At 69.6% G+C, this 22,669-nt stretch carries 21 protein-coding genes and 1 pseudogene; 16 read left to right on the top strand and 6 right to left on the bottom strand.

Features of this window, described 5'->3' with window-relative positions:
- The first annotated feature begins 298 nt into the window (after window positions 1-298).
- The 8 genes and pseudogenes from GEV07_08850 (at window position 299) to GEV07_08815 (ending at window position 7,060) form a co-directional block, all read left to right on the top strand.
- Window positions 299-1,420: a citrate synthase gene (locus tag GEV07_08850; GenBank protein ID MQA02809.1), complete on the top strand. Its 1,122-nt coding sequence runs from the start codon at window positions 299-301 to the stop codon at window positions 1,418-1,420.
- Between the two features lie 93 nt (window positions 1,421-1,513).
- The gene (locus tag GEV07_08845; protein ID MQA02808.1) at window positions 1,514-1,855 is read left to right on the top strand and encodes a DUF3017 domain-containing protein; all 342 of its coding nucleotides are present in this window, start codon (window positions 1,514-1,516) and stop codon (window positions 1,853-1,855) included.
- A gap of 127 nt (window positions 1,856-1,982) precedes the next feature.
- Window positions 1,983-2,939, top strand: coding sequence for a malate dehydrogenase (locus tag GEV07_08840; protein MQA02807.1), 957 nt, complete (start codon window positions 1,983-1,985; stop codon window positions 2,937-2,939).
- Window positions 2,940-2,988: 49 nt separating this feature from the next.
- Complete coding sequence (locus tag GEV07_08835; protein MQA02806.1) at window positions 2,989-4,203, top strand: NADP-dependent isocitrate dehydrogenase; 1,215 nt, start codon at window positions 2,989-2,991, stop codon at window positions 4,201-4,203.
- Window positions 4,204-4,278: 75 nt separating this feature from the next.
- The gene (locus GEV07_08830) at window positions 4,279-4,887 is read left to right on the top strand and encodes a peroxidase-related enzyme (protein MQA02805.1); all 609 of its coding nucleotides are present in this window, start codon (window positions 4,279-4,281) and stop codon (window positions 4,885-4,887) included.
- A 93-nt stretch (window positions 4,888-4,980) separates the two neighbouring features.
- A complete protein-coding gene (locus GEV07_08825; GenBank protein MQA02804.1) occupies window positions 4,981-5,502 on the top strand; it encodes a TetR family transcriptional regulator in 522 nt (173 codons plus the stop codon).
- On the top strand, window positions 5,499-6,434 hold the full coding sequence (locus tag GEV07_08820; GenBank protein ID MQA02803.1) for an ATP-binding cassette domain-containing protein: 936 nt from the start codon (window positions 5,499-5,501) through the stop codon (window positions 6,432-6,434). The genes GEV07_08825 and GEV07_08820 overlap by 4 nt, the downstream gene beginning before the upstream one ends.
- Window positions 6,284-7,060, top strand: a pseudogene (locus tag GEV07_08815) (ABC transporter permease subunit). Before GEV07_08820 ends, GEV07_08815 begins: the two are co-directional and overlap by 151 nt.
- A gap of 185 nt (window positions 7,061-7,245) precedes the next feature.
- Here GEV07_08815 and GEV07_08810 read toward each other — a convergent pair.
- Window positions 7,246-7,707: an Hsp20 family protein gene (locus GEV07_08810; GenBank protein ID MQA02802.1), complete on the bottom strand. Its 462-nt coding sequence runs from the start codon at window positions 7,705-7,707 to the stop codon at window positions 7,246-7,248.
- 2 nt (window positions 7,708-7,709) lie between these two features.
- A complete protein-coding gene (locus tag GEV07_08805) occupies window positions 7,710-9,368 on the bottom strand; it encodes a BCCT family transporter (protein ID MQA02801.1) in 1,659 nt (552 codons plus the stop codon).
- Between GEV07_08805 and GEV07_08800 the strand changes: the two genes are divergently transcribed.
- Window positions 9,268-10,212 (top strand): methyltransferase domain-containing protein, encoded by a 945-nt coding sequence (locus GEV07_08800; GenBank protein ID MQA02800.1) that lies wholly within the window; start codon window positions 9,268-9,270, stop codon window positions 10,210-10,212. The genes GEV07_08805 and GEV07_08800 overlap by 101 nt on opposite strands.
- A 9-nt stretch (window positions 10,213-10,221) precedes the next feature.
- Here GEV07_08800 and GEV07_08795 read toward each other — a convergent pair whose 3' ends face one another.
- Window positions 10,222-11,058: an aldo/keto reductase gene (locus GEV07_08795; protein ID MQA02799.1), complete on the bottom strand. Its 837-nt coding sequence runs from the start codon at window positions 11,056-11,058 to the stop codon at window positions 10,222-10,224.
- Between the two features lie 310 nt (window positions 11,059-11,368).
- Here GEV07_08795 and GEV07_08790 point away from each other — a divergent pair, with 310 nt between their 5' ends.
- Window positions 11,369-11,905: a hypothetical protein gene (locus tag GEV07_08790; GenBank protein MQA02798.1), complete on the top strand. Its 537-nt coding sequence runs from the start codon at window positions 11,369-11,371 to the stop codon at window positions 11,903-11,905.
- A gap of 61 nt (window positions 11,906-11,966) precedes the next feature.
- Here GEV07_08790 and galK read toward each other — a convergent pair whose 3' ends face one another.
- Entirely contained in the window at window positions 11,967-13,130 is a 1,164-nt protein-coding gene (galK, locus tag GEV07_08785) for a galactokinase (GenBank protein ID MQA02797.1), read from the bottom strand.
- Window positions 13,131-13,331: 201 nt separating this feature from the next.
- On the opposite strand from galK, the gene trpS reads away from it, so the two are divergent.
- From trpS to GEV07_08770, 3 genes are read left to right on the top strand one after another with little or no spacing between them, the layout of a single operon-like run.
- Window positions 13,332-14,357: a tryptophan--tRNA ligase gene (gene trpS / locus GEV07_08780; protein MQA02796.1), complete on the top strand. Its 1,026-nt coding sequence runs from the start codon at window positions 13,332-13,334 to the stop codon at window positions 14,355-14,357.
- 2 nt (window positions 14,358-14,359) lie between these two features.
- A complete protein-coding gene (locus GEV07_08775; GenBank protein MQA02795.1) occupies window positions 14,360-14,866 on the top strand; it encodes a 2'-5' RNA ligase family protein in 507 nt (168 codons plus the stop codon).
- Window positions 14,867-14,890: 24 nt separating this feature from the next.
- Window positions 14,891-16,102, top strand: coding sequence for a hypothetical protein (locus GEV07_08770; GenBank protein ID MQA02794.1), 1,212 nt, complete (start codon window positions 14,891-14,893; stop codon window positions 16,100-16,102).
- 21 nt (window positions 16,103-16,123) lie between these two features.
- Here the strand turns inward: GEV07_08770 and GEV07_08765 are convergent, their stop codons facing one another.
- The gene (locus tag GEV07_08765; GenBank protein ID MQA02793.1) at window positions 16,124-16,573 is read right to left on the bottom strand and encodes a lamin tail domain-containing protein; all 450 of its coding nucleotides are present in this window, start codon (window positions 16,571-16,573) and stop codon (window positions 16,124-16,126) included.
- A 166-nt stretch (window positions 16,574-16,739) separates the two neighbouring features.
- A complete protein-coding gene (locus GEV07_08760) occupies window positions 16,740-18,221 on the bottom strand; it encodes a D-alanyl-D-alanine carboxypeptidase (GenBank protein MQA02792.1) in 1,482 nt (493 codons plus the stop codon).
- Between the two features lie 70 nt (window positions 18,222-18,291).
- Here GEV07_08760 and GEV07_08755 point away from each other — a divergent pair, with 70 nt between their 5' ends.
- The 3 genes from GEV07_08755 to GEV07_08745 all read left to right on the top strand — a co-directional run bounded on the left by GEV07_08755 (window position 18,292) and on the right by GEV07_08745 (window position 22,593).
- The gene (locus GEV07_08755; GenBank protein ID MQA02791.1) at window positions 18,292-19,869 is read left to right on the top strand and encodes a methylmalonyl-CoA mutase; all 1,578 of its coding nucleotides are present in this window, start codon (window positions 18,292-18,294) and stop codon (window positions 19,867-19,869) included.
- Between the two features lie 159 nt (window positions 19,870-20,028).
- Window positions 20,029-21,282 (top strand): amidohydrolase, encoded by a 1,254-nt coding sequence (locus tag GEV07_08750; GenBank protein ID MQA02790.1) that lies wholly within the window; start codon window positions 20,029-20,031, stop codon window positions 21,280-21,282.
- A gap of 228 nt (window positions 21,283-21,510) precedes the next feature.
- Complete coding sequence (locus GEV07_08745) at window positions 21,511-22,593, top strand: BMP family ABC transporter substrate-binding protein (GenBank protein MQA02789.1); 1,083 nt, start codon at window positions 21,511-21,513, stop codon at window positions 22,591-22,593.
- Window positions 22,594-22,669: the final 76 nt, after the last annotated feature.

The following is a 22,669-nucleotide window of genomic DNA, read 5'->3' as shown; positions in this document are numbered from 1 at the left end:
CCCGCCCACCAGATGAGACGTCGGCGCGGTATCCGTCCATCGCACCGGAACTCACCAGTTCAGGGGCGGTCACATTGCGTTCACGAAGCGGCGAGATCGGCGGTAACCCGCGCGAGTTGGGTCTGCACTCCGGCGTATACCAGCGGGTAGGGTCGGAATCTCCGAGAGTTCCGCGTGCGATCGGGGCAGAGGTACCAACCAACGAGGGTTGCCTGACCGGACGACGCGACGACTCCGGACCGGTGCGAACCACCGGTGCGGGAGTGCAAGTCGTGGTCAGTGACCGGAGGGAGTGCGAATGGCGGACGAGTCGAAGGGTCTAGCCGACATCGTCGCGGCGTCTACCGCATTGAGCGACATCGACGGCCAGGTGGGAAAGCTGGTCTACCGCGGTTACGACATCCATGACATCGCCGAACGTATCTCGTTCGAGGAGTGCGTCTACCTGCTCCAGAGCGGCGACCTGCCGAACCGGCAGCAGCTCGACGAACTGCGCGAGGAGCTGACCGAGGCTCGGACGCTCGGTGCGATCGTCGAGGACAACATCGAGGAAGTGGCCCGTGCGGCCGCGCCGATGGAGGCCCTGCGCACGTTGGTGTCGCTGGGATCGGCGGGGGACCCGGACAAGGGGGCAGGCGACGCGAAGGCAGAGCACCGCAAGGCCGTGCGCCTGGTGGCACAGCAGCCGGTGCTCGTCGCGAAGTACCACGCGGCACGGCGCGGCGAGACGGCGCAGGATGCCGACCCGGAGCTGGGCATCGCGGGCAACTTCCTGCTGCAGATCACCGGCCGGCGGCCGGAGCAGCGCGAGATCGAGATCTTCGACTCGTGCTTGGTCATGCACGCCGACCACACGATGAACGCGTCCACGTTCACCGCGCGTGTGATCGCGGCGACGTTGTCCGACATGCACTCCGCGATCGTGGGCGCCATCGGCGCGCTCAAGGGTCCGTTGCACGGCGGCGCCAACGAGGCCGTGATGGCGAACCTGGACAAGATCGGCAGTGTCGACAAGGTCGAGGAGTGGACCAACGCCGAGCTGGGCGCGGGCAACAAGATCTCCGGCTTCGGGCACCGGGTCTACAAGGTGGAGGACCCGCGCGCGACGCACCTGCGTTCGATGTCCGAGGAGCTCGCCGGCATCCACGGGGACGACAGGTACTACCGGATGTCGAAGCGGATGGAAGAGGTCGTACTCGAGACCAAGGGTCTGTACCCGAACGTCGACTTCTTCGCCGCGAGCGTCTACCACTACCTGGGTATCCCCACCGACCTGTTCACGTCGGTCTTCTCGGTGAGCAGGATGGCGGGCTGGACGGCACACGTGCTCGAACAGCATGCGGACAACAGACTGATCCGCCCGGAGAGCGAGTACATCGGCGAGCACGACCGCAAGTTCGTGCCGCTGGGCGACCGTTAGTCGCGTCGGTGCATCCCGGGTGGGCCGGTGGTGTCCACCCGGGCTGGCGGTAGCGTTTGCTCAGGTGTCCGAGCAGACGAGAGAACAGGTGACATGACCGTCCACGACTCCGACGACGTGGAGGGTACGCAGCCCGAGGTCGCGTCCCGGCCGGTGGTGGCCCGCCGTCGCGGGTTCAGGGAATGGCCGCTCCTCACCGTCTGCCTCGGCATCGGCGGCGGGCTGGCCTATCTGGGGCTGGTCGACTTCAAGCAAGGGTCGATGATCGTGGCTGTGTTCGTCTGCCTCGCCGCGTTCCTTCGGATCGTGCTGCCGGAACGTACGGTGGGGCTACTGGCCGTACGCAGCCGGGTGGTCGACGTGCTGAGCCTGTTGATCCTCGGCCTGGCACTGGCCATCATCACCGTCGTCGTCCCGCATCCGGGCGGCCAGTGAGGCCGGCCACAACGGCAGGGGCGACCCGGTCTGGGAGGCCGGGAAGGGGTAACCTCGGCACCAGACATATCTTGATGACGAGATTTCGCCGGGACCGGTACCCGGCACGCTGGCGAGGAGGCGAGCCATGGCGCGCAAGGGCAAGGTCGCGGTCGTAGGAGCCGGGTTCTACGGCTCGACGACGGCGCAGCGGCTTGCCGAGTACGACGTCTTCGAGACGGTCGTACTCACCGACATCATCGAGGGTCGGCCGGCCGGGCTCGCCCTCGACATCAACCAGTCCAGGTCGATCGAGGGCTTCGAGACGAAGGTCGTCGGCCAGACCACGACGGCCGACGGCGACGGCTACGAGGCCATCGCGGGCGCCGACGTGGTGGTGATCACCGCGGGCCTGCCGCGCAAGCCCGGCATGAGCCGGATGGACCTGATCGACACCAACGCCAAGATCGTCAGGCAGGTCGCGGAGAACGTCGCGAAGCACGCGCCAGAAGCCGTCGTGATCGTGGTCTCGAACCCGCTCGACGAGATGACCGCGCTCGCGCAGATCGCCACCGGCTTCCCGAAGAACCGGGTGCTCGGCCAGGCGGGCATGCTCGACACCGCACGCTTCACCCACAACGTGGCCGAGGAGCTCGGTGTGCCGCTGAGCTCGGTCACCACCCTCACCCTCGGCTCGCACGGCGACACCATGGTCCCGGTGCCGAGCGCGTGCTCCGTCGACGGCAAGCCGCTGGCCGAGGTGCTGCCTGCGGACAAGATCGAGGAGCTGGTGCAGCGCACCCGCGACGGGGGCGCCGAGGTCGTCGCGCTGCTGAAGACCGGCTCGGCGTACATCGCGCCTTCCGCCGCGGCCGCGCGGATGGCTCGCGCGGTCGTCGAGGACTCCGGCGCGGTCATGCCGGTGTGCGCCTGGGTGCAGGGCGAGTACGGCATCGAGGGCGTGTACCTGGGCGTCGAGGCCGAGCTCGGCCGCGCCGGCGTACGCAAGGTCGTCGAGCGCGACCTCAGCGAGACCGAGCTCGCCGGGCTGCGCGAGGCCGCCGAGGCCGTCCGCGCGAAGCAGGCCGACGTCCAGGACCTCTAGGTCGCAGGCGTCCACGAGACGCGAACAGGCAGGAAGAAGGAAACGCCGCATGACCAAGATCAAGGTCGAGAACGCCATCGTCGAGCTCGACGGCGACGAGATGACCAGGATCATCTGGCAGTTCATCAAGGAACGCCTGATCCACCCGTACCTGGACGTGGAGCTCGAGTACTACGACCTCGGCATCGAGAACCGGGACGTCACCGACGACCAGGTGACCGTGGATGCGGCGCACGCGATCCAGCGGCACGGCGTCGGCGTGAAGTGCGCCACCATCACGCCGGACGAGGCGCGGGTGGAGGAGTTCGGCCTGAAGAAGATGTGGCGGTCGCCGAACGGCACCATCCGCAACATCCTCGGCGGTGTCGTCTTCCGTGAGCCGATCGTGGTCTCCAACATCCCGCGGCTGGTACCCGGCTGGACGAAGCCGATCATCATCGGCCGCCACGCGCACGGCGACCAGTACAAGGCGACCGACTTCGTGGTGCCCGGCCCGGGCACGGTGACCATCACGTACACGCCGGACGACGGCAGCGAGCCGATGGAGTTCGAGGTCGCGAAGTTCCCAGGCGGCGGCGTCACGATGGGCATGTACAACTTCGACGAGTCGATCCGCGAGTTCGCGCGCGCCTCGTTCAAGTACGGCCTGGAGCGCGGCTACCCGGTCTACATGTCCACGAAGAACACCATCCTCAAGGCGTACGACGGGCGCTTCAAGGACCTCTTCGCCGAGGTGTTCGAGAACGAGTTCGCCGAGGAGTTCAAGAAGAACGGCCTCACCTACGAGCACCGGCTGATCGACGACATGGTCGCGCAGGCGATGAAGCAGGAAGGCGGCTACGTCTGGGCGTGCAAGAACTACGACGGTGACGTGCAGTCCGACACCGTCGCGCAGGGCTTCGGCTCGCTCGGCCTGATGACCAGCGTGCTCATGACGTCCGACGGCAAGGTGGAGGCGGAGGCCGCGCACGGCACGGTCACCAGGCACTACCGCCAGCACCAGCAGGGCAAGCCGACCTCGACCAACCCGATCGCGTCCATCTTCGCCTGGACGCGCGGTCTGGAGCACCGCGGCAAGCTGGACAACACGCCGGCCGTGGTGGAGTTCGCCCGCACGCTCGAGCAGGTCTGCGTCGAGGCCGTGGAGAACGGCAAGATGACCAAGGACCTCTCGCTGATCGTCGGCGGCGACACCCCGTTCCTCACCACCCAGGAGTTCCTCGCGGCGCTGGACGAGGGCCTGCAGGCGAAGATGGGGGGCTAGGCACCACACGTTCTGCACGCGGCCCGTCCCGGCGAAGGCTGGGGCGGGCCGCGTACGTTCGCCTAGAGTGGCCAGATGACGGATTCGACGGACGCGGCCGTCCAGGCAGGGGTGAGCCGGTTCCCCGTGCCTGCGGTCGAGGACCTCCCCGCGGACCTCGCCGAGCGGGTGCGCGAGGTGGCGGAGAAGAGCGGGTTCGTGCCGAACGTCTTCCTCGCGCTGGCGCACCGGCCGGCGGAGTGGCGGGCGTTCTTCGCGTACCACGACGCGCTGATGGACAAGGAGAGCCCGGCGCTCAGCAAGGCGGACCGCGAGCTGATCGTGGTGGCCACGAGTGCCGAGAACGACTGTCTCTACTGCGTCGTCGCGCACGGGGCCATCGCGCGCATCCGCAGCCGCAACCCGCGGATCGCCGACCAGGTCGCGACCGACTGGCGCAAGGCGGAGCTGGACGACAGGCAGCGGGCGATGCTCGGCTTCGCGGTGAAGCTGGCGGTGCGCCCGGCGGAGGTGACCGCGGACGACCAGGCCGAGCTGGCGGCGTACGGGTTCACCGACGACGACATCTGGGACATCGGGTCGATCACCGCGCTGTTCGCGCTCTCGAACCGGCTGGCGCACTTCGCCGCCATCGCGCCGAACGAGGAGTTCTACCTGATGGGCCGGCTGCCGAAGGAGTCCTAGCGTTAGTCGCTAACAATTGTTAGTCTCTAACGCATGACCGGACTGCGGGAGCGGCAGCGGAGCCAGCTGCGGCAACGGATCCAGGAGCAGGCGATGCGCCTCTTCCTCGAGCGCGGCTACGCCGACACCACGGTGGCCGACGTCGCCGCCGCGGCCGAGGTGTCGTCGATGACCGTGTTCCGGCACTTCCCGACCAAGGAAGCGCTGGTACTCACCGACGACTACGACGCGGCGATCGTCGCGCGCATCGCGAGCAGGCCGGCCGGTGAGCCGTTGCTGCGCCGCATCCTCGGCAGCCTCGCGGACGGGGTCGCCGAGCTGCCTGAGGCGCAGCGCGCGCTGATGCTCGCCCGGGTGCGCCTGGTGCGCGACACCCCCGCGCTGCGCGCCAGGCACTGGGAGACGCAGTACCAGACCAGGTGCGCGATCGTCGACGGTCTGCTCGGCGAGCAGCCGGACCCAGCGACGCGGTTCCGAGCGCAGGTGGCTGCCGACGCCGCGCTCGCGGCGGCGAGCACGGCGATCTTCCGCTGGGTGGACGAGGACGGCGCGACCGACCTGGCCGAGCTGCTGCGCGAGGCGCTCGCCGCGCTCACCGACGAGGTGGCGCGATGACCGCGCCCGTGCTGCAGGCACGCGGACTGACCAAGCGCTACGGGCAGGTGCTCGCCGTCGACGAGGTGAGCCTCCAGGTGCGGCCGGGCGAGATCTACGGGTTCCTCGGGCTCAACGGGGCGGGCAAGTCGACCACCATGCGCATGGTGCTCGGCATGACACGTCCGTCTGCGGGCGCCGCATACCTGTACGGCACCCAGGTGGCGCCGGACGGCGCGCCGTGGCACCGCGTCGGCTACCTGCTCGACGGCGCGCACGCGTACCCGCGGCTGACCGTCAGGCAGAACCTGGAGATCGCCAGGTGGTGCTACGGCGTCCGCGACGCGGGTGCCGTCGACCGGGTGCTCGAGCTGCTCGCCCTGCAGCACTCCGAGCACCGCAGGGCGGGCCAGCTGTCGCTGGGCAACGCGCAGCGGGTCGGCCTGGCCAGGGCGCTGTTGCACCGGCCGGAGCTGCTGGTGCTCGACGAGCCGGCGAACGGGCTGGACCCGGCCGGCATCGTCGAGCTGCGCGACCTGTTGCGCCGGGTGGCCGCCGAGGACGGCGTGGCGATCTTCGTGTCCAGCCACATCCTGGCCGAGGTGGCGCGGCTGGCGACCCGGATCGGGATCATCGACGGCGGCCGGCTGCTGACCGAGCTCGACGGCACCGAGCTGCCGAGCCGGGCGCGTCGCAGGCTGCGGGTGGACGCACGCGACCGGCGGGCCGCCCGCGCGGCGTTGGCGGCCCGTGGGCTGTCCGTCGTCACGGCCGGCCCGGGCGGGCTGGAGCTGGACGACGGCTGGGCGCTCGCTCACCCGGAAGCCGTGGCTGCCCTGCTGGCCGAGGCGGCGACGCCGCCGACGGCCCTGTCCGTCTGGCACGAGGACCTGGAGGCGTTCTTCCTGCGGCTGCTCGACGAGCACCGGGCCGTGGAGCAGGTGGTCGAGTGAGCGCGCGTGGCGGCCCGCTGGGGCGCGGTCTGTCGTGGCCGACCGGGCTGGTCGTCGCCTGCCGGGCCGAGGTCAGCAAGCTGCGGCATTCGCTCGTGCCCGCCCTGACCGCCGGCGGGATCTGCCTGGCGCCGTTGATGGGCGGCGTGTTCCTGCTCGCCCAGCGGGCGCCCGGCGGCTCCGCCGCCGTACGCGACAAGATGGCGGCGTTGGGTGGCACCCCGGACTGGCCGGGCTACCTCGGGCTGTTGACGACGATCTACGCCGCCGGTGGCCTGGTGGTGCTCGGCATCCTCACTGCGTGGCTGTTCGGCCGGGAGTTCAGCGACCGCACCGCGGTGGACATCCTCGCCCTGCCGGTACGGCGCTCGGCGGTTGTGCTGGCGAAGTTCGCCGTGGGGATCGCCTGGTCGGCGGCGCTCACGGCGTTGATGATGCTCGGCGGTCTGCTCGTCGGCGCGGCGCTGACGCTGCCCGGCTGGTCCGCCGCGGTGGTGCTGGCGGCGGTACGCGACCTGGCCGTCTGCTACGCGCTGAGCGTCGTGCTGCAGACGCCGGTGGCCCTTGCCGCCAGCGCCGGGCGCGGCTACCTGCCCGCCGTCGGCCTGGTGCTCGTCGTGGTCGTGCTCGCCCAGGCGCTCGCCTCCGTCGGCGCGGGCGGCTGGTTCCCGTGGGCCGTGCCCGCCCTGGCCGTCGGCGCCGGCGGCCAGGACATGGGCGCCGTGGGCGCCGTCGGCTACGCGCTCGTCGCCGTGACGGCAGTCGGCGGCGCACTGGCCACCGTGTGGTGGTGGTACCGCGCCGAGTGAAGCTAGGCCTTGATGGTGATCAGGGCGGGGCCCGGTGCGCCGGCCGCGTCGCTGATGCGTACGTTCAGCACCCCCTCGACGAACTCCGCTTCGATGTGGTCCTCGCGTACCCCTTCCGGCAGCGTGATGTCGCGGCGGAACTGGCCGTAGTGGCGTTCCTGGACGTAGAAGGCGTCGTCGCTCTCCTTGCCGCGGCGCCGCAGACCGGCGATGGTGAGGGTGCCGCGGGACAGGCTGACCTCGACGTCCTCGCTGGCGACGCCGGGCAGCTCGCAGCGGATCAGCAGGTCGGAACCGTCCGCAAGCAGGTCGATGGTCGGACTCCAGGCGTCGGAGTGGCCATGCGGCTGCTGCACCGTGGACGACTCCGACGACGTCATCCGGTCCGAGATCCGGTTCATCTCGCTGACCACGTCGAGCACTCCGCGGAACGGGTTGCCTCTCTTCGTCCGGCGTGTGGGCATTGTCATGACCCCCTCTGCTGTGGTTCCGCCCGACGGCGGTCGGCCGGTTCTGCGGGTTCGCGGTCGCGTCGGTCCGGCCCGGCGAGACGGCCTGCGGTCGCGACCGCAGGCAGACCCTCGGCACGGAACGCGCGCGCCAGACCGAGGCAGAGCACCAGCAGGACGAGCGCGAACGGGAGCCCTGCGGTGATCGACGCCGCCTGCAGTGCCGCGAGCGCCGTGGAGCCGCCGATCCACAGCAGGACGGCTGCGACGGCACCCTCGGTGACGGCCCAGAAGAACCGCTGTGGCTTGCTCGGGTGCGGATCGCCGCCGTTGGTGAGCATGTCGACGACGAGCGAACCGGAGTCGGACGAGGTGGCGAAGAAGACCACCACCACGAGCACGGTGAGCAGCGCCGCCGCCGTAGCGAGCACGGTGCCGACCGGGAGCTCGCCGATGAGCGTGAACAGAGCCGTCTCAGGCGCGCTGCCGGCGATGTCGACCCGGTTGGTGAGCTGGTAGTACAGGCCGGTGCCGCCGAGCACGGAGAACCACAGGATCGACGCGCCGACGGGAGCCAGCAACGTGCCGCTGATGAACTGCCGCAGTGTCCGGCCGTAGGAGATGCGGGCGATGAACATGCCGACGAACGGGGACCAGGAGATCCACCAGCCCCAGTAGAACAACGTCCAGTCCGCCTGCCACCCGGCTGCCGTCGCCTCGAACTGCGGGTCGGCAACGAAGAGGCTGTTGCTGACCAGGTTCTGCAGGTAGCTGCCGGTCGCGTCGGCCAGCCCGCTGAGGATGAACAGCTTCGGCCCGACGGCGAACACGAACACCATCAACAGCAGTGCCAACCACAGGTTGATCACCGACAGCCGGCGGATGCCCTTGTCGATGCCGAGCATCACGCTGAGTACGGCTACCGCGGTGATCAACGCGACGATGACGATCTGCACGGTCTGGTTCACCGGAATGCCGAACACCTCGGCCAGCCCCGCGTTCACCTGCTGGCTGCCGAGACCGAGGGACGTCGCCAGCCCGAACAGCGTGCCGAAGACGGCGAGGATGTCGATCACGTGGCCGACCCACCCGTAGATCCGGTCGCCGATCAGCGGGTACAGCGCCGCCGCCGGCCGCAGCGGCAGGTTCTTGCGGAAGCAGAAGTAGCCCATCGACATGCCGAGCACGATGTAGATCGCCCACGGGTGCAGGCCCCAGTGGAAGATGGTGATGCCGAGCGCTTCCATCGCGCCGCGCATCCCGCGGCCGGCAATCGGCCCCTCCTCCAGGTGGAACGGGGCCTCGTAGACGCCGTAGAAGACCAGTCCGATTCCCATACCGGCGGTGAACAGCATGGCGAACCACGGCAGCGTCCGGTACTCCGGCCGCGAGTCGTCCGGGCCGAGCCGTAGCCGCCCGTAGCGGCTGAGCATGACGGCGATGACGAACACCAGGAAGAACGTCGCCACGAGGACGTAGAACCAGCCGAAGTTCGTGCTGATGAACCCGAGCGCTCCGCTCGCGACCTTGCTGGTCGTGTCGGTGAAGGCGACGCCGACGATCAGGAACGCCAGGATGACGGCGCCGGAGATGAAGAATACCGGAGGATTGGTGTGGGTGCGCAGGTACCTGCTGACCGGGTTACCCGCTTCGTCTGCCTTGCCTATTGTGGACATGAGCATACGCTCCTCGTCGGTTGTCGCCTGTCGTCTTCCCAGCACGGACCGCACGGAAACCTGGCGGTGCGGGGGCGGGTGCGAGAAGCTGGGAGAAGATTGGGTGGAGGATGTGATTCGAATGGTCGAGCAAGCGTCATACACATGGAAGGGCGCGGGCGGACCGTTCACGCTCACCGTGGCGGACGGAGTGTTCGCGCCGAGCAGCACGACCAGGGTGCTGGGCGACGCCATGCGTATCAACGCGGGGGAGACCGTGTTGGATGCCGGTTGCGGCAGTGGGGTGTTGAGCTTCGTGGCAGCCAAACTCGGTGCCGGCCGGGTCATCGGCTGTGACGTGTCGCAGGCCGCGGTGGACTGCGCCACGAAGAATGCCGAGGAGCTCGGGCTGGCCGACACCACCGAGTTCCGGCAGGGATCGTTGTTCGAGCCGGTGCACGATGTACGTGCGGACGTCGTCATCGCCGATATCAGCGGGGTGCCGGACGCGATCGCCCAGGCATCCGGGTGGTTCCCCGGGGGCCGGGGCGGCGGGCCCACCGGCGCGGAGCTGCCGGTGGCCATGCTGGACGACATCGGCAGGCATGTCGCTCCTACCGGGCGGGTCTACCTCCCGACGGCCTCACTGCAGGACGAGTCGGCGGTGTTGCGCGCCGCCAAACGGGTGTTCGGTGACCGCATCCAGAACGCCTCCGTCCGCGATTTCCCGCTACCGGACGCGGTCGTCCGCGCGCGCGAGGTCGCACGGCTGGCGTCCGAGGGCGTGATCCGACTCACCCGGAAGGGCAGCCGGATGTTCTGGCGCCTCACCATCTGGCAATGCGGGAAGCCGAGCCCGCCGTGACCGAGCGCGTCAGTCGTCCCACCGCGGGGCGAACGGCGGGTTGATGTAGCGCTTGCCCGGACGGGACAGCTCGTCGAGCTCGGCGACGTCACCGGCGGTGAGGTCGACCTCGAGCGCAGCCAGGTTCTCTCGCCGCCGGTCCGGGTTCGTCGACCGCGGTAGCACCGTGACGTTGCCCTGCCTGGCGAGCCAGGCGATGCACACCTGTGCCGGCGAGACACCGTGCTTCGCGGCGACCTCGGTGACGACCGACTCGGCGGTCAGGCCCTCGCCGTGTGCCAGCGGTGAGTACGCGGTGATCATCAGGTCCAGCTCGAGCGCGGTTGCGGTGAGCTTCTCGTGCGCGAGATGGGCGTGGTACTCCACCTGGTCGGCGAAGATCTCCGGCGCGATCTGCAGCGCGGGACGCAGCAGGTAGTCGGGGAAGTTCGAGACGCCGAGCTCGCGGATCAGGCTGTCGTCGCGGAGCTGCTGCAGCGCGCGCAGGGCCGGTTCTGTCTCCGCGTCGTCGCCGGCCGGCCAGTGCAGCAACAGCAGGTCGAGGTAGTCGACACCGAGGTCCTTGAGTGCCTGCTCGGCGCTCTCGCGCAGCCGCTTGGGCGCGTACGAGTCGAGCCAGATCTTCGTGGTGAGCCAGAGCTCGTCCCTGGCGATGCCACTGCGGCGAATGCCCTCGCCGACCTCGGCATGGTTGCCGTACGCGACCGCGGTGTCGACATGGCGGTAACCCGCGGCGATTGCGTCTGCGACGGTCTCGGTGGCTGTTGGCCCCTCGACCTCCCACGTGCCGATGCCCAGGGTCGGCACCGCAACGCCTCGAATGGTCTTCGTGAACGCGATACTCATATGTGGGTAGAACTCCCCGGCAACTGGTTGACTTCCGACATCGCTGTGTTGTGAAGCTCACTCATCATTTCAGTTACGGCGGCCGTATGCGTAGGGTGGTTCTGTTCCGGTTTGCGCACGCTGCGATATTGCCTGACCTGCGTTCTTCACTCCTCGTATAGCACGGGCACTCAACGCCGCGACAGTGGTAGCCGGCCTCGCCGCGTACTAGGTTTATGCCGCCACATGACGGGGATCGAGACGGCACGGTGACCGGGCGTTTTCTCCTTGCCCCGTTGCGCTGGCCGTCCTGAATTATCAGGAGAGTGATTTGCGCAGCAACGCATTGCGCGTAGGTCTCGGGACGGCGATTGTCGGGTTCATGTTCGCCGCCTGCGCGTTCGTCACCTATGCAGGGCTCGATCGAGCCGCCGCATCCACTACTACCAACGGCGACAACGGCACCGTCAAGGTGCACAAGGCGGAGACCTCGGAGGAGGATCCGCGCAACGAGCCGCATGTCTGCGAGTTCTACGTCGTCGGGAACAACTTCGACGCGGGCCAGGACGTGTGGTGGCAGATCAAGTCCTGGCCGCCGACCGGTGACCGTACCGTCGTCGGCGAAGGCACGCTGCAGATGGACGAGAACGGCCATGGCCGCAGCGAGGACATGGAACTCGACTCCGGCCACTACAAGCTGTACTGGAACTTCGCCGGAGAGAACGGCAGGGCGAAGCAGAAGGTCTTCTGGACCGAATGCGTGACCTCGCCGAGTGAGACACCGTCGAGCGAGCCGTCACCGAGCGAGTCGGAGACGGGCGCACCGACGCCGTCGCCGGTCCGCACCGACCACCCGGTTACCGGCTGATCGAACGCACCGAAGAGAAGTGCGGCCCGACAACTTGTCGGGCCGCACTTCTCTTCGTACGTCACTGCGCCCGCTGGGCGCCTGCGCTGGCGGTGACCGAGAAGACGTGCGGTGCGCGGAAACCCTGCTCCGCGAACGCGGCGGTGACGGCCTGCTCGACCGATGTGCGTTGGGCGCTCGGTACGAGCGCGATCGCGCAGCCGCCGAACCCGCCGCCGGTCATCCGGGCGCCGAGTGCGCCTGCCTGCATCGCGGTGTCCACCGCGGTGTCGAGCTCCGGGCAGGAGACCTCGTAGTCGTCGCGCAGGGACGCGTGCGACATGGTCATCAGCTGCCCGAGTGCGGCGTAGTAGCCGCCCCGCATCAGGTCGACGGCGATGCCGACGCGGGCGTTCTCCGTCACGACGTGCCTGGTGCGCGGCCGCAGCCGCTCGTCCACCTTGTCCAGCGCGCTGCCCAGCTCGCCGGTGGTGACGTCGCGCAACGAGCGCACGCCGAGCGCCATCGCCGCTTCCTCCACGGACATCCGGCGGTCCGCGTATGCGCCGCTCACCAGCTTGTGCGCGACGCGGGTGTCGATCACCAGGAGTTCGAGGTCGTGCTCGGCGAGTGCGAACGGGATCAGCTCGCCCTTCAGCGAGCGACAGTCGAGGTACAGCGCGTAGTTCTCCTGGCAGCACAATGACGCCATCTGGTCCATCACGCCGCTGGGCATCCCGACGAAGGCGTTCTCCGCGTGCTGGCACATCAGCGCGAGCTCGGCGCGGCCGAGGTGCAACCCGTGCAGCTCGTCCAGCGCCAGACCGAGTGCGCACTCCAGGGCGGCCGACGACGAGAGGCCGGCGCCGAGCGGTACGTCGCCGCCGATGAGCACGTCCGCGCCGCCGACGTCGTGCCGCGCGGAGCGCAGCGCCCAGACCACGCCGGCGGGGTACGCGGCCCAGTTGCGTACGCTGCCCGGCGCCAGCTCGCTGACCGGCAGCTCGACGCGTTCGTCGGTGAGCGTGGACGCGCACGACAGGATGCCGTCGTAGCGCAGTCCCACGGCCGCGTAGGTCTGTTGCGGCAACGCCACCGGCAGCACGAAGCCGCCCACGTAGTCGGTGTGCTCGCCGAGCAGGTTCACCCGGCCGGGCGCCGCCCACACTCCCGCGGGCGGGAAGCCGAAGCGCTCCTCGAACGCGGCGGCGACGTCACCCGCACTCGTCTTCTCGGGAAGGGTCACGCCGTCACCTTAACCGCCCGCTGTCTACTGCCATACGGGTGAGCAAACCATCCGAACGGGGGCGCGGACCAGCCCGACCACACCGCCGCAATCCGTACTTACCGTCAGTGTCCAGACAATGCGGGTGTCGGTGCTCACGCGCGACGCGCACCGGTGCCGGGTGGTGAAGGGGCGCGACGGGCAGGCTGTCACAATCAGCGCATGTCCACCCAGCGTCCACGCGTCTTGTCCGGCATCCAGCCGACTGCAGACTCGTTCCACCTCGGCAACTACCTCGGCGCGGTACGGCAGTGGGTGGCACTGCAGGACAGTCACGACGCGTTCTACTGCGTGGTCGACCTGCACGCGATCACCGTCGAGTACGAACCGGAACTGCTGCGGCAGCGGACCCGAGTGGCGGTGGCGCAGCTACTGGCCGCCGGCCTCGATCCCAACCGCTGCACGGTCTTCGTACAGAGCCACGTGCGCGAGCACGCGGAGCTCTGCTGGGTCCTCGGCTGCCTGACGGGGTTCGGCGAGGCCAGCCGGATGACCCAGTTCAAGGACAAGTCGGTGAAGCAGCAACAGGTGTCGGTCGGGCTGTTCACGTACCCCGTGCTGCAGGCGGCGGACATCATGCTCTACCAGGCCGACCAGGTGCCGGTCGGCGAGGACCAGCGGCAGCACCTGGAGCTGACCAGGAACCTCGCGCAGCGGTTCAACACCAGGTTCGGCCAGACGTTCGTGCAGCCGGAGGCGTACATCCTCGCGGAGACCGGCAGGATCGCCGACCTGCAGGAGCCGGACGTGAAGATGAGCAAGTCGACGAGCTCGCCGCAGGGCATCATCGACCTGCTCGACGAGCCGAAAGCGCTGCGGCGCAAGGTGATGCGCGCCGTCACGGACGCCGACCCTGATGCCAGGATCCGCTACGACGACGACGGGAAGCCGGGCGTGAGCAACCTGCTGCGCATCTTCTCCGCGCTTTCCGGCACGCCGGTCGAGGACCTGGTCACGAAGTATGACGGCGGTGGTTACGGCGCCCTGAAGAAGGACCTCGCCGCGAAGGTGGAGGCGTTCGTCACGCCGTTCCAGGAGCGCGTACAGGCCCTGCTCGCCGACGACGACGCGGTGGACGCCGTCCTCGCGGCCGGCGCGGAGCGGGCCGGCGCGGTCGCCGCGCAGACCATGGAGCGGGTACGCGACCTGGTGGGCTTCGTGCCTATGCGAGCGGATGTGACCCGGTGACACTGACCGTCGCGACGGCCATCCCGGTGCCCGAGCCGTACGCCTCGCAGCTGCGCGATGCCAGGCAGGGCTTCGGCGACCCCGAAGCCCTCGGCACGCCGACGCACGTGACGCTGCTCGGCCCCACCGACATCGACCAGGTACAGCTGCGGGCGTACGAGGACCATCTCGCCGCGGTGGCGAAGGCGAACACCGGGTTCGGCATCCACCTGCGCGGCACCGGGTCGTTCCGGCCGGTATCGCCGGTCGTGTTCGTCGCGCTTGCCGAGGGCATCAGCAGCTGCGAGCAACTCGCCGCGGCGGTGCGGTCCGGACCCGTGCACCGCGAGCACGACTTCCCGTACCACCCGCACATCACGGTGGCCCAGGAGTTGCCCGATGACGTGCTCGACCACGCGTTCGCGGAGCTCGCCGACTTCGAGGCGCAGTTCCCCGTGACCGGGTTCACGCTCTACGAGCATGTCGACGACACCTGGCGGGTACACAGGGAGTATGAGCTGACCGGTTGATCGACGGCGGCGAGGGGGCGTCCGGTGGCCGTCATAGCCAGCATCAAGCGCAAGGTCGAGGCGTGGTTCGCCGCGGCTCGCGCGGCCAGCCAGCCGTTCGACCACCTGGTGCGTGCGCTCTCGCGGTACAGCGAGCAGCAGGGCGACCGGCTCGCCGGCGCGGTCACGTACTTCGGCTTCCTGTCGTTCTTCCCGCTGCTCGCGGTGGCGTTCGCGATCCTCGCGTACGTCGTGGTGGTCTACCCGGAGGCCAGGCAGCAGGTCACCGAGGCGGTGGAGGCGAGCTTCCCCGGGCTGATCGGCTCCGGGCCGGGCAAGATCGACCTGTCCCGGATCGCCGGCGCGGGCATCGGGGCGGGGGTCGTCGGGCTGCTCGGCCTGGTGTACTCCGGCACCGGGTGGATCGACGCGCTGCGCGACGCGCTGCGGACGATGTGGCTGCAGCCGCGGCACCAGGCGCCGAACATCCTGCTGAAGAAGGCCTGGGACCTGGTGGTCCTCGCGGTGTTCGGCGTTGCGCTCGTCGCGTCGGTGTCGTTCTCCAGCCTCGCCACGTCAGCGACCCGGTGGGCGCTCACCGCCGTCGATCTGCACACGCTCCCCGGGCTGGACGTCGCGCTGCGGGTGCTCGCGGTGGTCGTCGCGGTGGCCTTCGACGCCGCCCTGCTCGCGGTGCTGTTCGTCGTGCTTCCCGGGGTGCGTACGCCGCTGCCGGTGCTGGTGCGCGGTGCGGTGCTCGGCGCCGTCGGGTTCGAGGTGCTGAAGCTGCTCGGCACGTTCCTGATCGGGCGCACCACGAGCAACCCGGTGTACGGGGCGTTCGCGCTCACCGTCGGCCTGCTGGTGTGGATCAACCTGGTCGCCAGGGTCACCGTGTTCGCCGCCGCCTGGACGGCGACCGCGCTGCCCGCGGAGGCCGAGGACGAGGAGCAGCTGCCGGCCGAGGTGGCGGCCAGGCTCGAGGAGCTGCCGGTCGACCAGTTGCGCCGCCGGCTGGACTGCGAGGCGCTGCTCTACCGCGAGCAGGCCTGGCTGGCCAAGCATGCGATCGACGAGCAGTGGCCGGCCGAGCAGACGGCGCAGGTGCGCGGCAACTACGTCCGCAGCCTGGTGGAACGGTTGCAGGAGGCCGGGTTCGAGGCGGACGACCTGGTCTCACCGACCCGGCCGGGCACCGTCCGCGACCTGCTGCACCAGTACCGGGTGGCCAACCGGGCCCGCCGCTACACCAACTGACCACAGCCGGCCGGCCCGGCGTCAGCAGCGGCGGAAGCCGTCGCCGTTGCCCCACTTGCAGCGGTCGATCACGGTCAGCGACCTGTTCTTCAGCGTCGCCGTGTCGCCGGTGTTGTTCCAGACGTACCAGTCGCGGTCCCAGTACTTGTGGTGCGCGGTGTCGGAGCCGCGGCCGGTGTGGACGTAGACGCGCTCGCCGGCGGGCAGCCGGTAGGTGCCGAAGACGTACACGTGCCCGGCGCGGTCGCGCACCCGCCAGCCGCTGAGGCTGACCGCGCGGTTCCCGGTGTTCTTGATCCGCACCCACTCGGCCCGCAGTGACGTGTTCGAGCCGGTGTCCCTGCCCGGCGGGTCGTACTTCACGCCGGTGATCTTTATGGGACCGGCGGCGGACGCCTGGGCCGGCACGGCGAGCGTGGCCGCGAGTGCGACGAGGCACGCCGCGGCAGCCGACACGATTCTCCTGCGCATGAGACTCCTCAACGAACGTTGTGTCGCCGCGATCGGCGACCCGACGCCTCAGTTGAGTGCGCAGCGGGTCCGGTGATGCACTTGTCGACGGTCGGTTACGGGGAGTGATCGTTGACGGCTCTGGGCTACGAAAGCCCGGCGCAGAAATTGCCGTACGGCTCGCCGGTCAATCCTGGCCACTCGGCCACATCGGGTACGTAACGGTCACCGAGCTCTCGTGGGCGACCCGCCGCGGTGCGGCCATCGTCCGCCGGCTCTGCGTGCGGCGCCCGTGGCCGCGCGTGCGTACCGGCTGCGCGGGCTGCGGTTGCACAGCCTGCGGCCGTACCGGCTGTGGCTGCATCGGCTGCGGCTGTGCGCGGCGACGGGCGGCCCGCCGGCCGTGCGAGGAGCGCCGCGCCCGGTTGCCCGACCCGCGCCTTCGCGACCCGCCGGCTCTGCCGGCGCGGGCCGGCGCCGGTTGTCGGCGGCTGCTGATCGCCATGCCGGCCACAAGCGCACACAGGACGACGGCGGCGGCCAGCGCCACCGGCATCAGCCACGGTGGCAGGCCGGTGGAGTCTTCGACCGGCGTGACGGCCTGCCGCCTCTCCTTCTCCGCACTGGCCGACGCGGACGGCTTCGCCTCGCCCCGGGGCGCCACCAGGTCGCCGACGGGTACCGCCTTGCTGCGTGCCGCGACACCCCAGTCGAGCAGCTTCTTCGTGTCGCTCCACAGCGCCGCGCCCGGCGTCTTCATGACCGCGACGCCGATCGTGCGGTTGCCGTCCTTCACCGCGCCGACGTACGAGGCCAGCGCCTTGCTGGTGAATCCGTTCTTCCCGCCGACCGTGCCCGGGTAGTCGAACAGCATCCGGTTGTGCGACGAGATCTGGAAGGTCTTGTTCTTCTTCAGGTCGGGGAACCTGGCCTGCTTGGTTGCCGTGTACTTGCGGAAGTCCTCGTTCTGCATGGCGGCGCGGAAGATCAGCGACAGGTCGTACGCGGAGCTGCTTTGGCCCTTCGCGTCCAGCCCGCTGGGCTTTCTGGCGACCGTGTCCCCGGCCTGCAGCCGCTTCGCGATCGCGTTCATCCGGGCGATCGTCTTCGCCTTGCCGCCCTTGCCACCGGCGGCGCGCGCCAGCGCCTCGGCCGCGTCGTTCGCCGACATCATCAGCATCGCCTGGTACAGCGAGCGCGCCGGGTAGCTGCGGCGGCGGTCCACGCCGACCTTCGTGCCGTCCACCGACATGTCCGACAGGTTGGGCTTCACCTGCTCGCCGGCCTTCAGGTGGGGCAGCGTGGCCAGGGCGGTGAGCACCTTGATCGTGCTCGCCGGCGCGTACGTGCCGTGCGCGTTCTTGGCCGCGAGCACCTTGCCCTTGTCCAGGTCGGTCACCACGTACGACGCGGCGCGCACCTTCGGCAGGCGCGGCACGTCCATGCCCTCCGGCCGGACGACGCCCTTCGAGCCGAGCAGTGCGCCACCGACCGGGGACTGGGTGGCGGCCGCGTACGGCGCCGGCGTGCCCAGCACCAACGCGGCGGTGAGCAGCGTGGCGAGCCAGGACAGGATCCGGTGCCTGCCGGCCGTTCGCGTGCGCGCTCTGGTGTTCATGGAAGGCCTACGATAGACCCATCGGATACGGAATGTTACGGTGCGACGCATTGCACACCGATGTCCGTGTCGTCACCCTGGGATACTGGCAGTACAACGGCCTGTACCGAAGGGTGGACAAATGCGCGGCGAGGCGGAATCGGGTTTCCCCGTCGATCCGGTGTACGGGCCGGACGCGCTCACCGACTTCGACCCGGCGGTCAAACTGGGGCAACCAGGCGAATACCCGTACACCCGGGGCGTCTACCCGACGATGTACACGTCCCGGCCGTGGACGATGCGGCAGTACGCCGGCTTCGGCACGGCGGAGGAGTCGAACCGGCGCTACCACCAGCTGATCGAGGCCGGCACCGCCGGCCTGTCTGTGGCGTTCGACCTGCCGACCCAGATGGGGTACGACTCGGACGCGCCGCTGGCCGCCGGCGAGGTCGGCAAGGTCGGCGTGGCGATCGACTCGATCGACGACATGCGCAGGCTCTTCGACGGCATCCCGCTTGGCGAGGTCTCCACCTCGATGACCATCAACGCCCCCGCCGCGGTGTTGCTGCTGCTGTACCAGCTGGTCGCCGAGGAGCAGGGCGTCGACAAGGCGAAGCTGTCCGGCACCGTGCAGAACGACGTGCTCAAGGAGTACATCGCGCGCGGCACGTACATCTACCCGCCGAAGCCGTCGCTGCGGCTGGTCGCCGACGTGTTCCGCTACTGCCAGCAGGAGCTGCCGCGCTGGAACACCATCTCCATCTCCGGCTACCACATGGCGGAGGCCGGCGCGACGCCCGTGCAGGAAGTCGCATTCACGTTGAGCAACGCGATCGCGTACGTGGAGGCGGCGATCAGGTCTGGGCTCGCGGTGGACGAGTTCGCGCCGCGGCTGTCGTTCTTCTTCGTCGCGCGCACGACGCTGCTCGAGGAGGTGGCGAAGTTCCGTGCGGCGCGGCGGGTGTGGGCGCGGATGATGCGTGAGCGGTTCGGCAGCGAGAACCCGAAGTCGCAGATGCTGCGGTTCCACACCCAGACCGCAGGAGTGCAGCTCACCGCACAGCAGCCCGAGGTCAACCTGATCCGGGTGGCGCTGCAGGCGCTCGGTGCTACGCTCGGCGGCACCCAGTCGCTGCACACGAACTCCTACGACGAGGCGATCGCGCTGCCGACGGAGAAGGCCGCGCGGCTCGCGCTACGCACGCAGCAGGTGCTCGCGTACGAGACCGACGTGACCCGCACCGTCGACCCGTTCGCCGGGTCGTACGCGATCGAGTCGATGACCGACGAGGTCGAGCGGGGCGTGGACGACCTGATGGCGAAGGTCGAGGAGCTCGGCGGTGCCGCGGCGGCGATCGAGCACGGGCTGCAGAAGGACGAGATCGAGCGGTCCGCGTACGACATCGCGAAGGAGCAGGAGTCCGGCGAGCGGCTCGTCGTCGGCGTGAACAGCTACCGGCTGGAGACCGAGGAGCCGTACGAGCCGCTGCGCGTCGACCCGGCGATCGAGCGGCAGCAGGCGCAGCGGCTGGCCACGTTGCGCGCCGAGCGCGACGACGCGGAGGTGCAGCACCGGCTGGACGACCTGCGCAAGGCCGCCACCGGCGACGGGAAAAACGTGCTGTACCCGATGCGGGAGGCGCTCGCGGTCCGCGCGACGGTCGGCGAGGTATGCGACGCGCTGCGCGAGACCTGGGGCACCTACCAGCCGCCGCTGTAGCGCCGCGGTCCTCACGCTGTGTCGTCCGAGACGCGGCGCGCTCACCCGGGTCGACGACGGGCGCCGACGGTGACCGGACGGGAACACATCGGCGCTGTTCGTGCACGGCCGAGGGGGTCGGCTGCCGGCGCTGCCTGCTGACCTGGCAGAATGTGTGAGATGAACCACGCCCCGGTTCACTCGACGACGACTGTCCCCGAGCAGGTCCTCGCCGACCTGGCTGCGTTCGTCGAGGGACACGATCAGGAATTTGTCACGCTCCGTCGTGACCTGCACCAGCATCCCGAGCTGGGCGACGCGGAGCGGCGTACCACCGCGCTCATCGTCGACCGGCTGCGCGCCGCCGGCCTGCACCCCGTGGTGCTGCCCACCGGCACCGGCGTCGTCTGCGACGTCGGCCCGGAGGGCCCGCGCGTGGCGCTGCGCGCCGACATCGACGCGCTGCCGCTGCAGGACGAGAAGGACGTGCCGTACCGCTCGACCGTGGCAGGCGTCTGCCACGCCTGCGGTCACGACGTGCACACGACGGCGCTGCTCGGCACCGGCCTGTTCCTCGCCGAGCAGGCCGCCGCCGGCGCGCTGCCCGGTGGGGTACGGCTGCTGTTCCAGCCGGCGGAGGAGATCATCCCCGGCGGCGCCGAGCCGATCGCGTCGTCGGACGTGCTCGACGACGTCACGCGGATCTTCGCCGTGCACTGCGACCCGAGCCTGCCGGTAGGCAAGGTGGGTGTGCGCGTCGGCGCGATCACCTCGTCCACCGACCGGGTGCACATCCGCCTTACCGGTCCCGGTGGCCACACCTCGCGCCCGCACATGACCGCCGACCTGGTGTACGCGCTCGGCGCGCTCATCACCGGTCTGCCCGCCGCGCTGTCGCGGCGGGTCGACCCCCGCGCGGGCGTCGCGTTGGTGTGGGGCCGGGTGGAGTCCGGCCGGGCGGCGAACGCGATCCCCGACCAGGGCGAGCTCGAGGGCACGCTGCGTTGCCTGGACGACCAGGCGTGGCACATCGCGCCGGACCTGGTGAAGTCGATCGTCGAGTCGATCGTGGCGCCGTTCGGCGTCGGCGTGGAGCTGAACTACCACCGTGGCGTCCCACCGGTCGTCAACGAGGCCGGGTGCGTGCGGATGCTGGAGGCCGGCGCCACCCAGGGCATCGGGTCGGACGCCGTCGTGCCGACGCAGCAGAGCCTCGGCGGCGAGGACTTCGCCTGGTACCTCGACCACGTCCCCGGCGCGATGGCCAGGCTTGGCACCCGCGCCCCGGACGCCGATCTCGATCTCGACCTGCACCGCGGCACCTTCGACGTGGACGAGCACGCGATCGGCATGGGCATCCGGCTGCTGGCCACCACGGCGTTCCGCGCCAGCCAACCGGCCGTGAGCGTGCCGCCGGTACCCCCGGCCAGCTGAGCCGAGCCGGGTCACGCCGTTTCGTCGCGGCCATCCGTGGCGCGGCACGCGCGGTGCCCACCAGGTCGGATTCGTAACGGACAGGTGTCGAAGATTCCCACCTGGTTGGGTGAAGGGCTATCGTCCACCCGTCCGCTCTTCCCTCTATCCACCGGCGGATCCCGGCGGATGGGCGGAGGCACGCGAGTGACGGGGACCCGCGCAAGCCGCGCGGGCCGAGGGGAGGAGATGTCCGTGCGCCGTGGATTCCAAGTGGCCTCGATCGGCCTCATCGCAGGATTGGTACTCAGCGCGTGCGGCGAGCCGCCAGCCGAGTCCGACAACGAAGACAAGGGTGGCGACGCCCTCAAGGCGTGCATGGTTCTCGACGTGGGCGGCGTGGACGACAAGTCGTTCAACGAGGCGTCCTGGGCCGGGCTGCAGGAGGCCAAGAAGGAGAACTCGAACATCGATATCTCCTACGTGTCCTCGTCGTCACAGACCGACTACGAGCCCAACCTGAACGCCGAGGTGAACAAGGGCTGCGAGGTCGTCATCTCCGTCGGCGGGCTGATGGCCGACGCGACGAAGAAGGTCGCCGGCCAGCACCCGGACACGCACTTCGCCGAGGTCGACGCCCCGTCGTCCGGCAAGAACGTCTACGGCATGCAGTTCAACACCGCGCAGCCGGCGTTCCAGGCGGGTTACCTCGCGGCGGCGATGTCGAAGACCGGCAAGGTCGGCACGTTCGGTGGCGAGGCGATCCCGCCGGTCACCATCTTCATGGACGGCTACTACGAGGGCGTGCAGTACTTCAACGAGCAGAACGATGAGAACGTCAAGGTCATCGGCTGGAACGTGGACAAGCAGAAGGGTGGCACCTTCACCAACTCGTTCACGGACAAGGGCAAGGGCAAGTCGATCGCGCAGTCGTTCCTCAAGCAGGACGTCGACATGATCCACCCGCCGTCCGGCGGCGCGGGTCTCGGCGCGGGCGCGGCGATCCAGGAGTCCGGCGGCGACGCCAAGATGATCTGGTACGACACCGACGGCTGCGTCAGCGCCAAGGAGTACTGCGACTTCATGCTCACCAGCGTCACCAAGCACATGACGAAGGCGGTGAAGGACTACACCCTGAAGGCGGCCAAGGGCAGTCCGCCGACCGGTGACTACGTCGGCACGCTGGAGAACGGCGGCGTCGGGCTCGCCCCGTTCCACGAGTCCGAGGACGACGTGCCGGACGACGTGAAGTCCGACCTCGAGCAGATCGAGAAGGACATCATCGCCGGCAAGATCGAGCTCAAGTCGCCGTCCCAGCCGAAGGCGGGTTAACACTCGAACACGGGCCAGCGTCTCGGGTACGCGATGCGTCCTCGGGACGCTGACGCTCGCCTACGGCCTCCGATCC

The sequence above is a fragment of the Streptosporangiales bacterium genome, from assembly GCA_009379825.1.
Taxonomy (GTDB): domain Bacteria; phylum Actinomycetota; class Actinomycetes; order Streptosporangiales; family WHST01; genus WHST01.
This window is presented reverse-complemented; position numbering and strand designations above follow the sequence as displayed.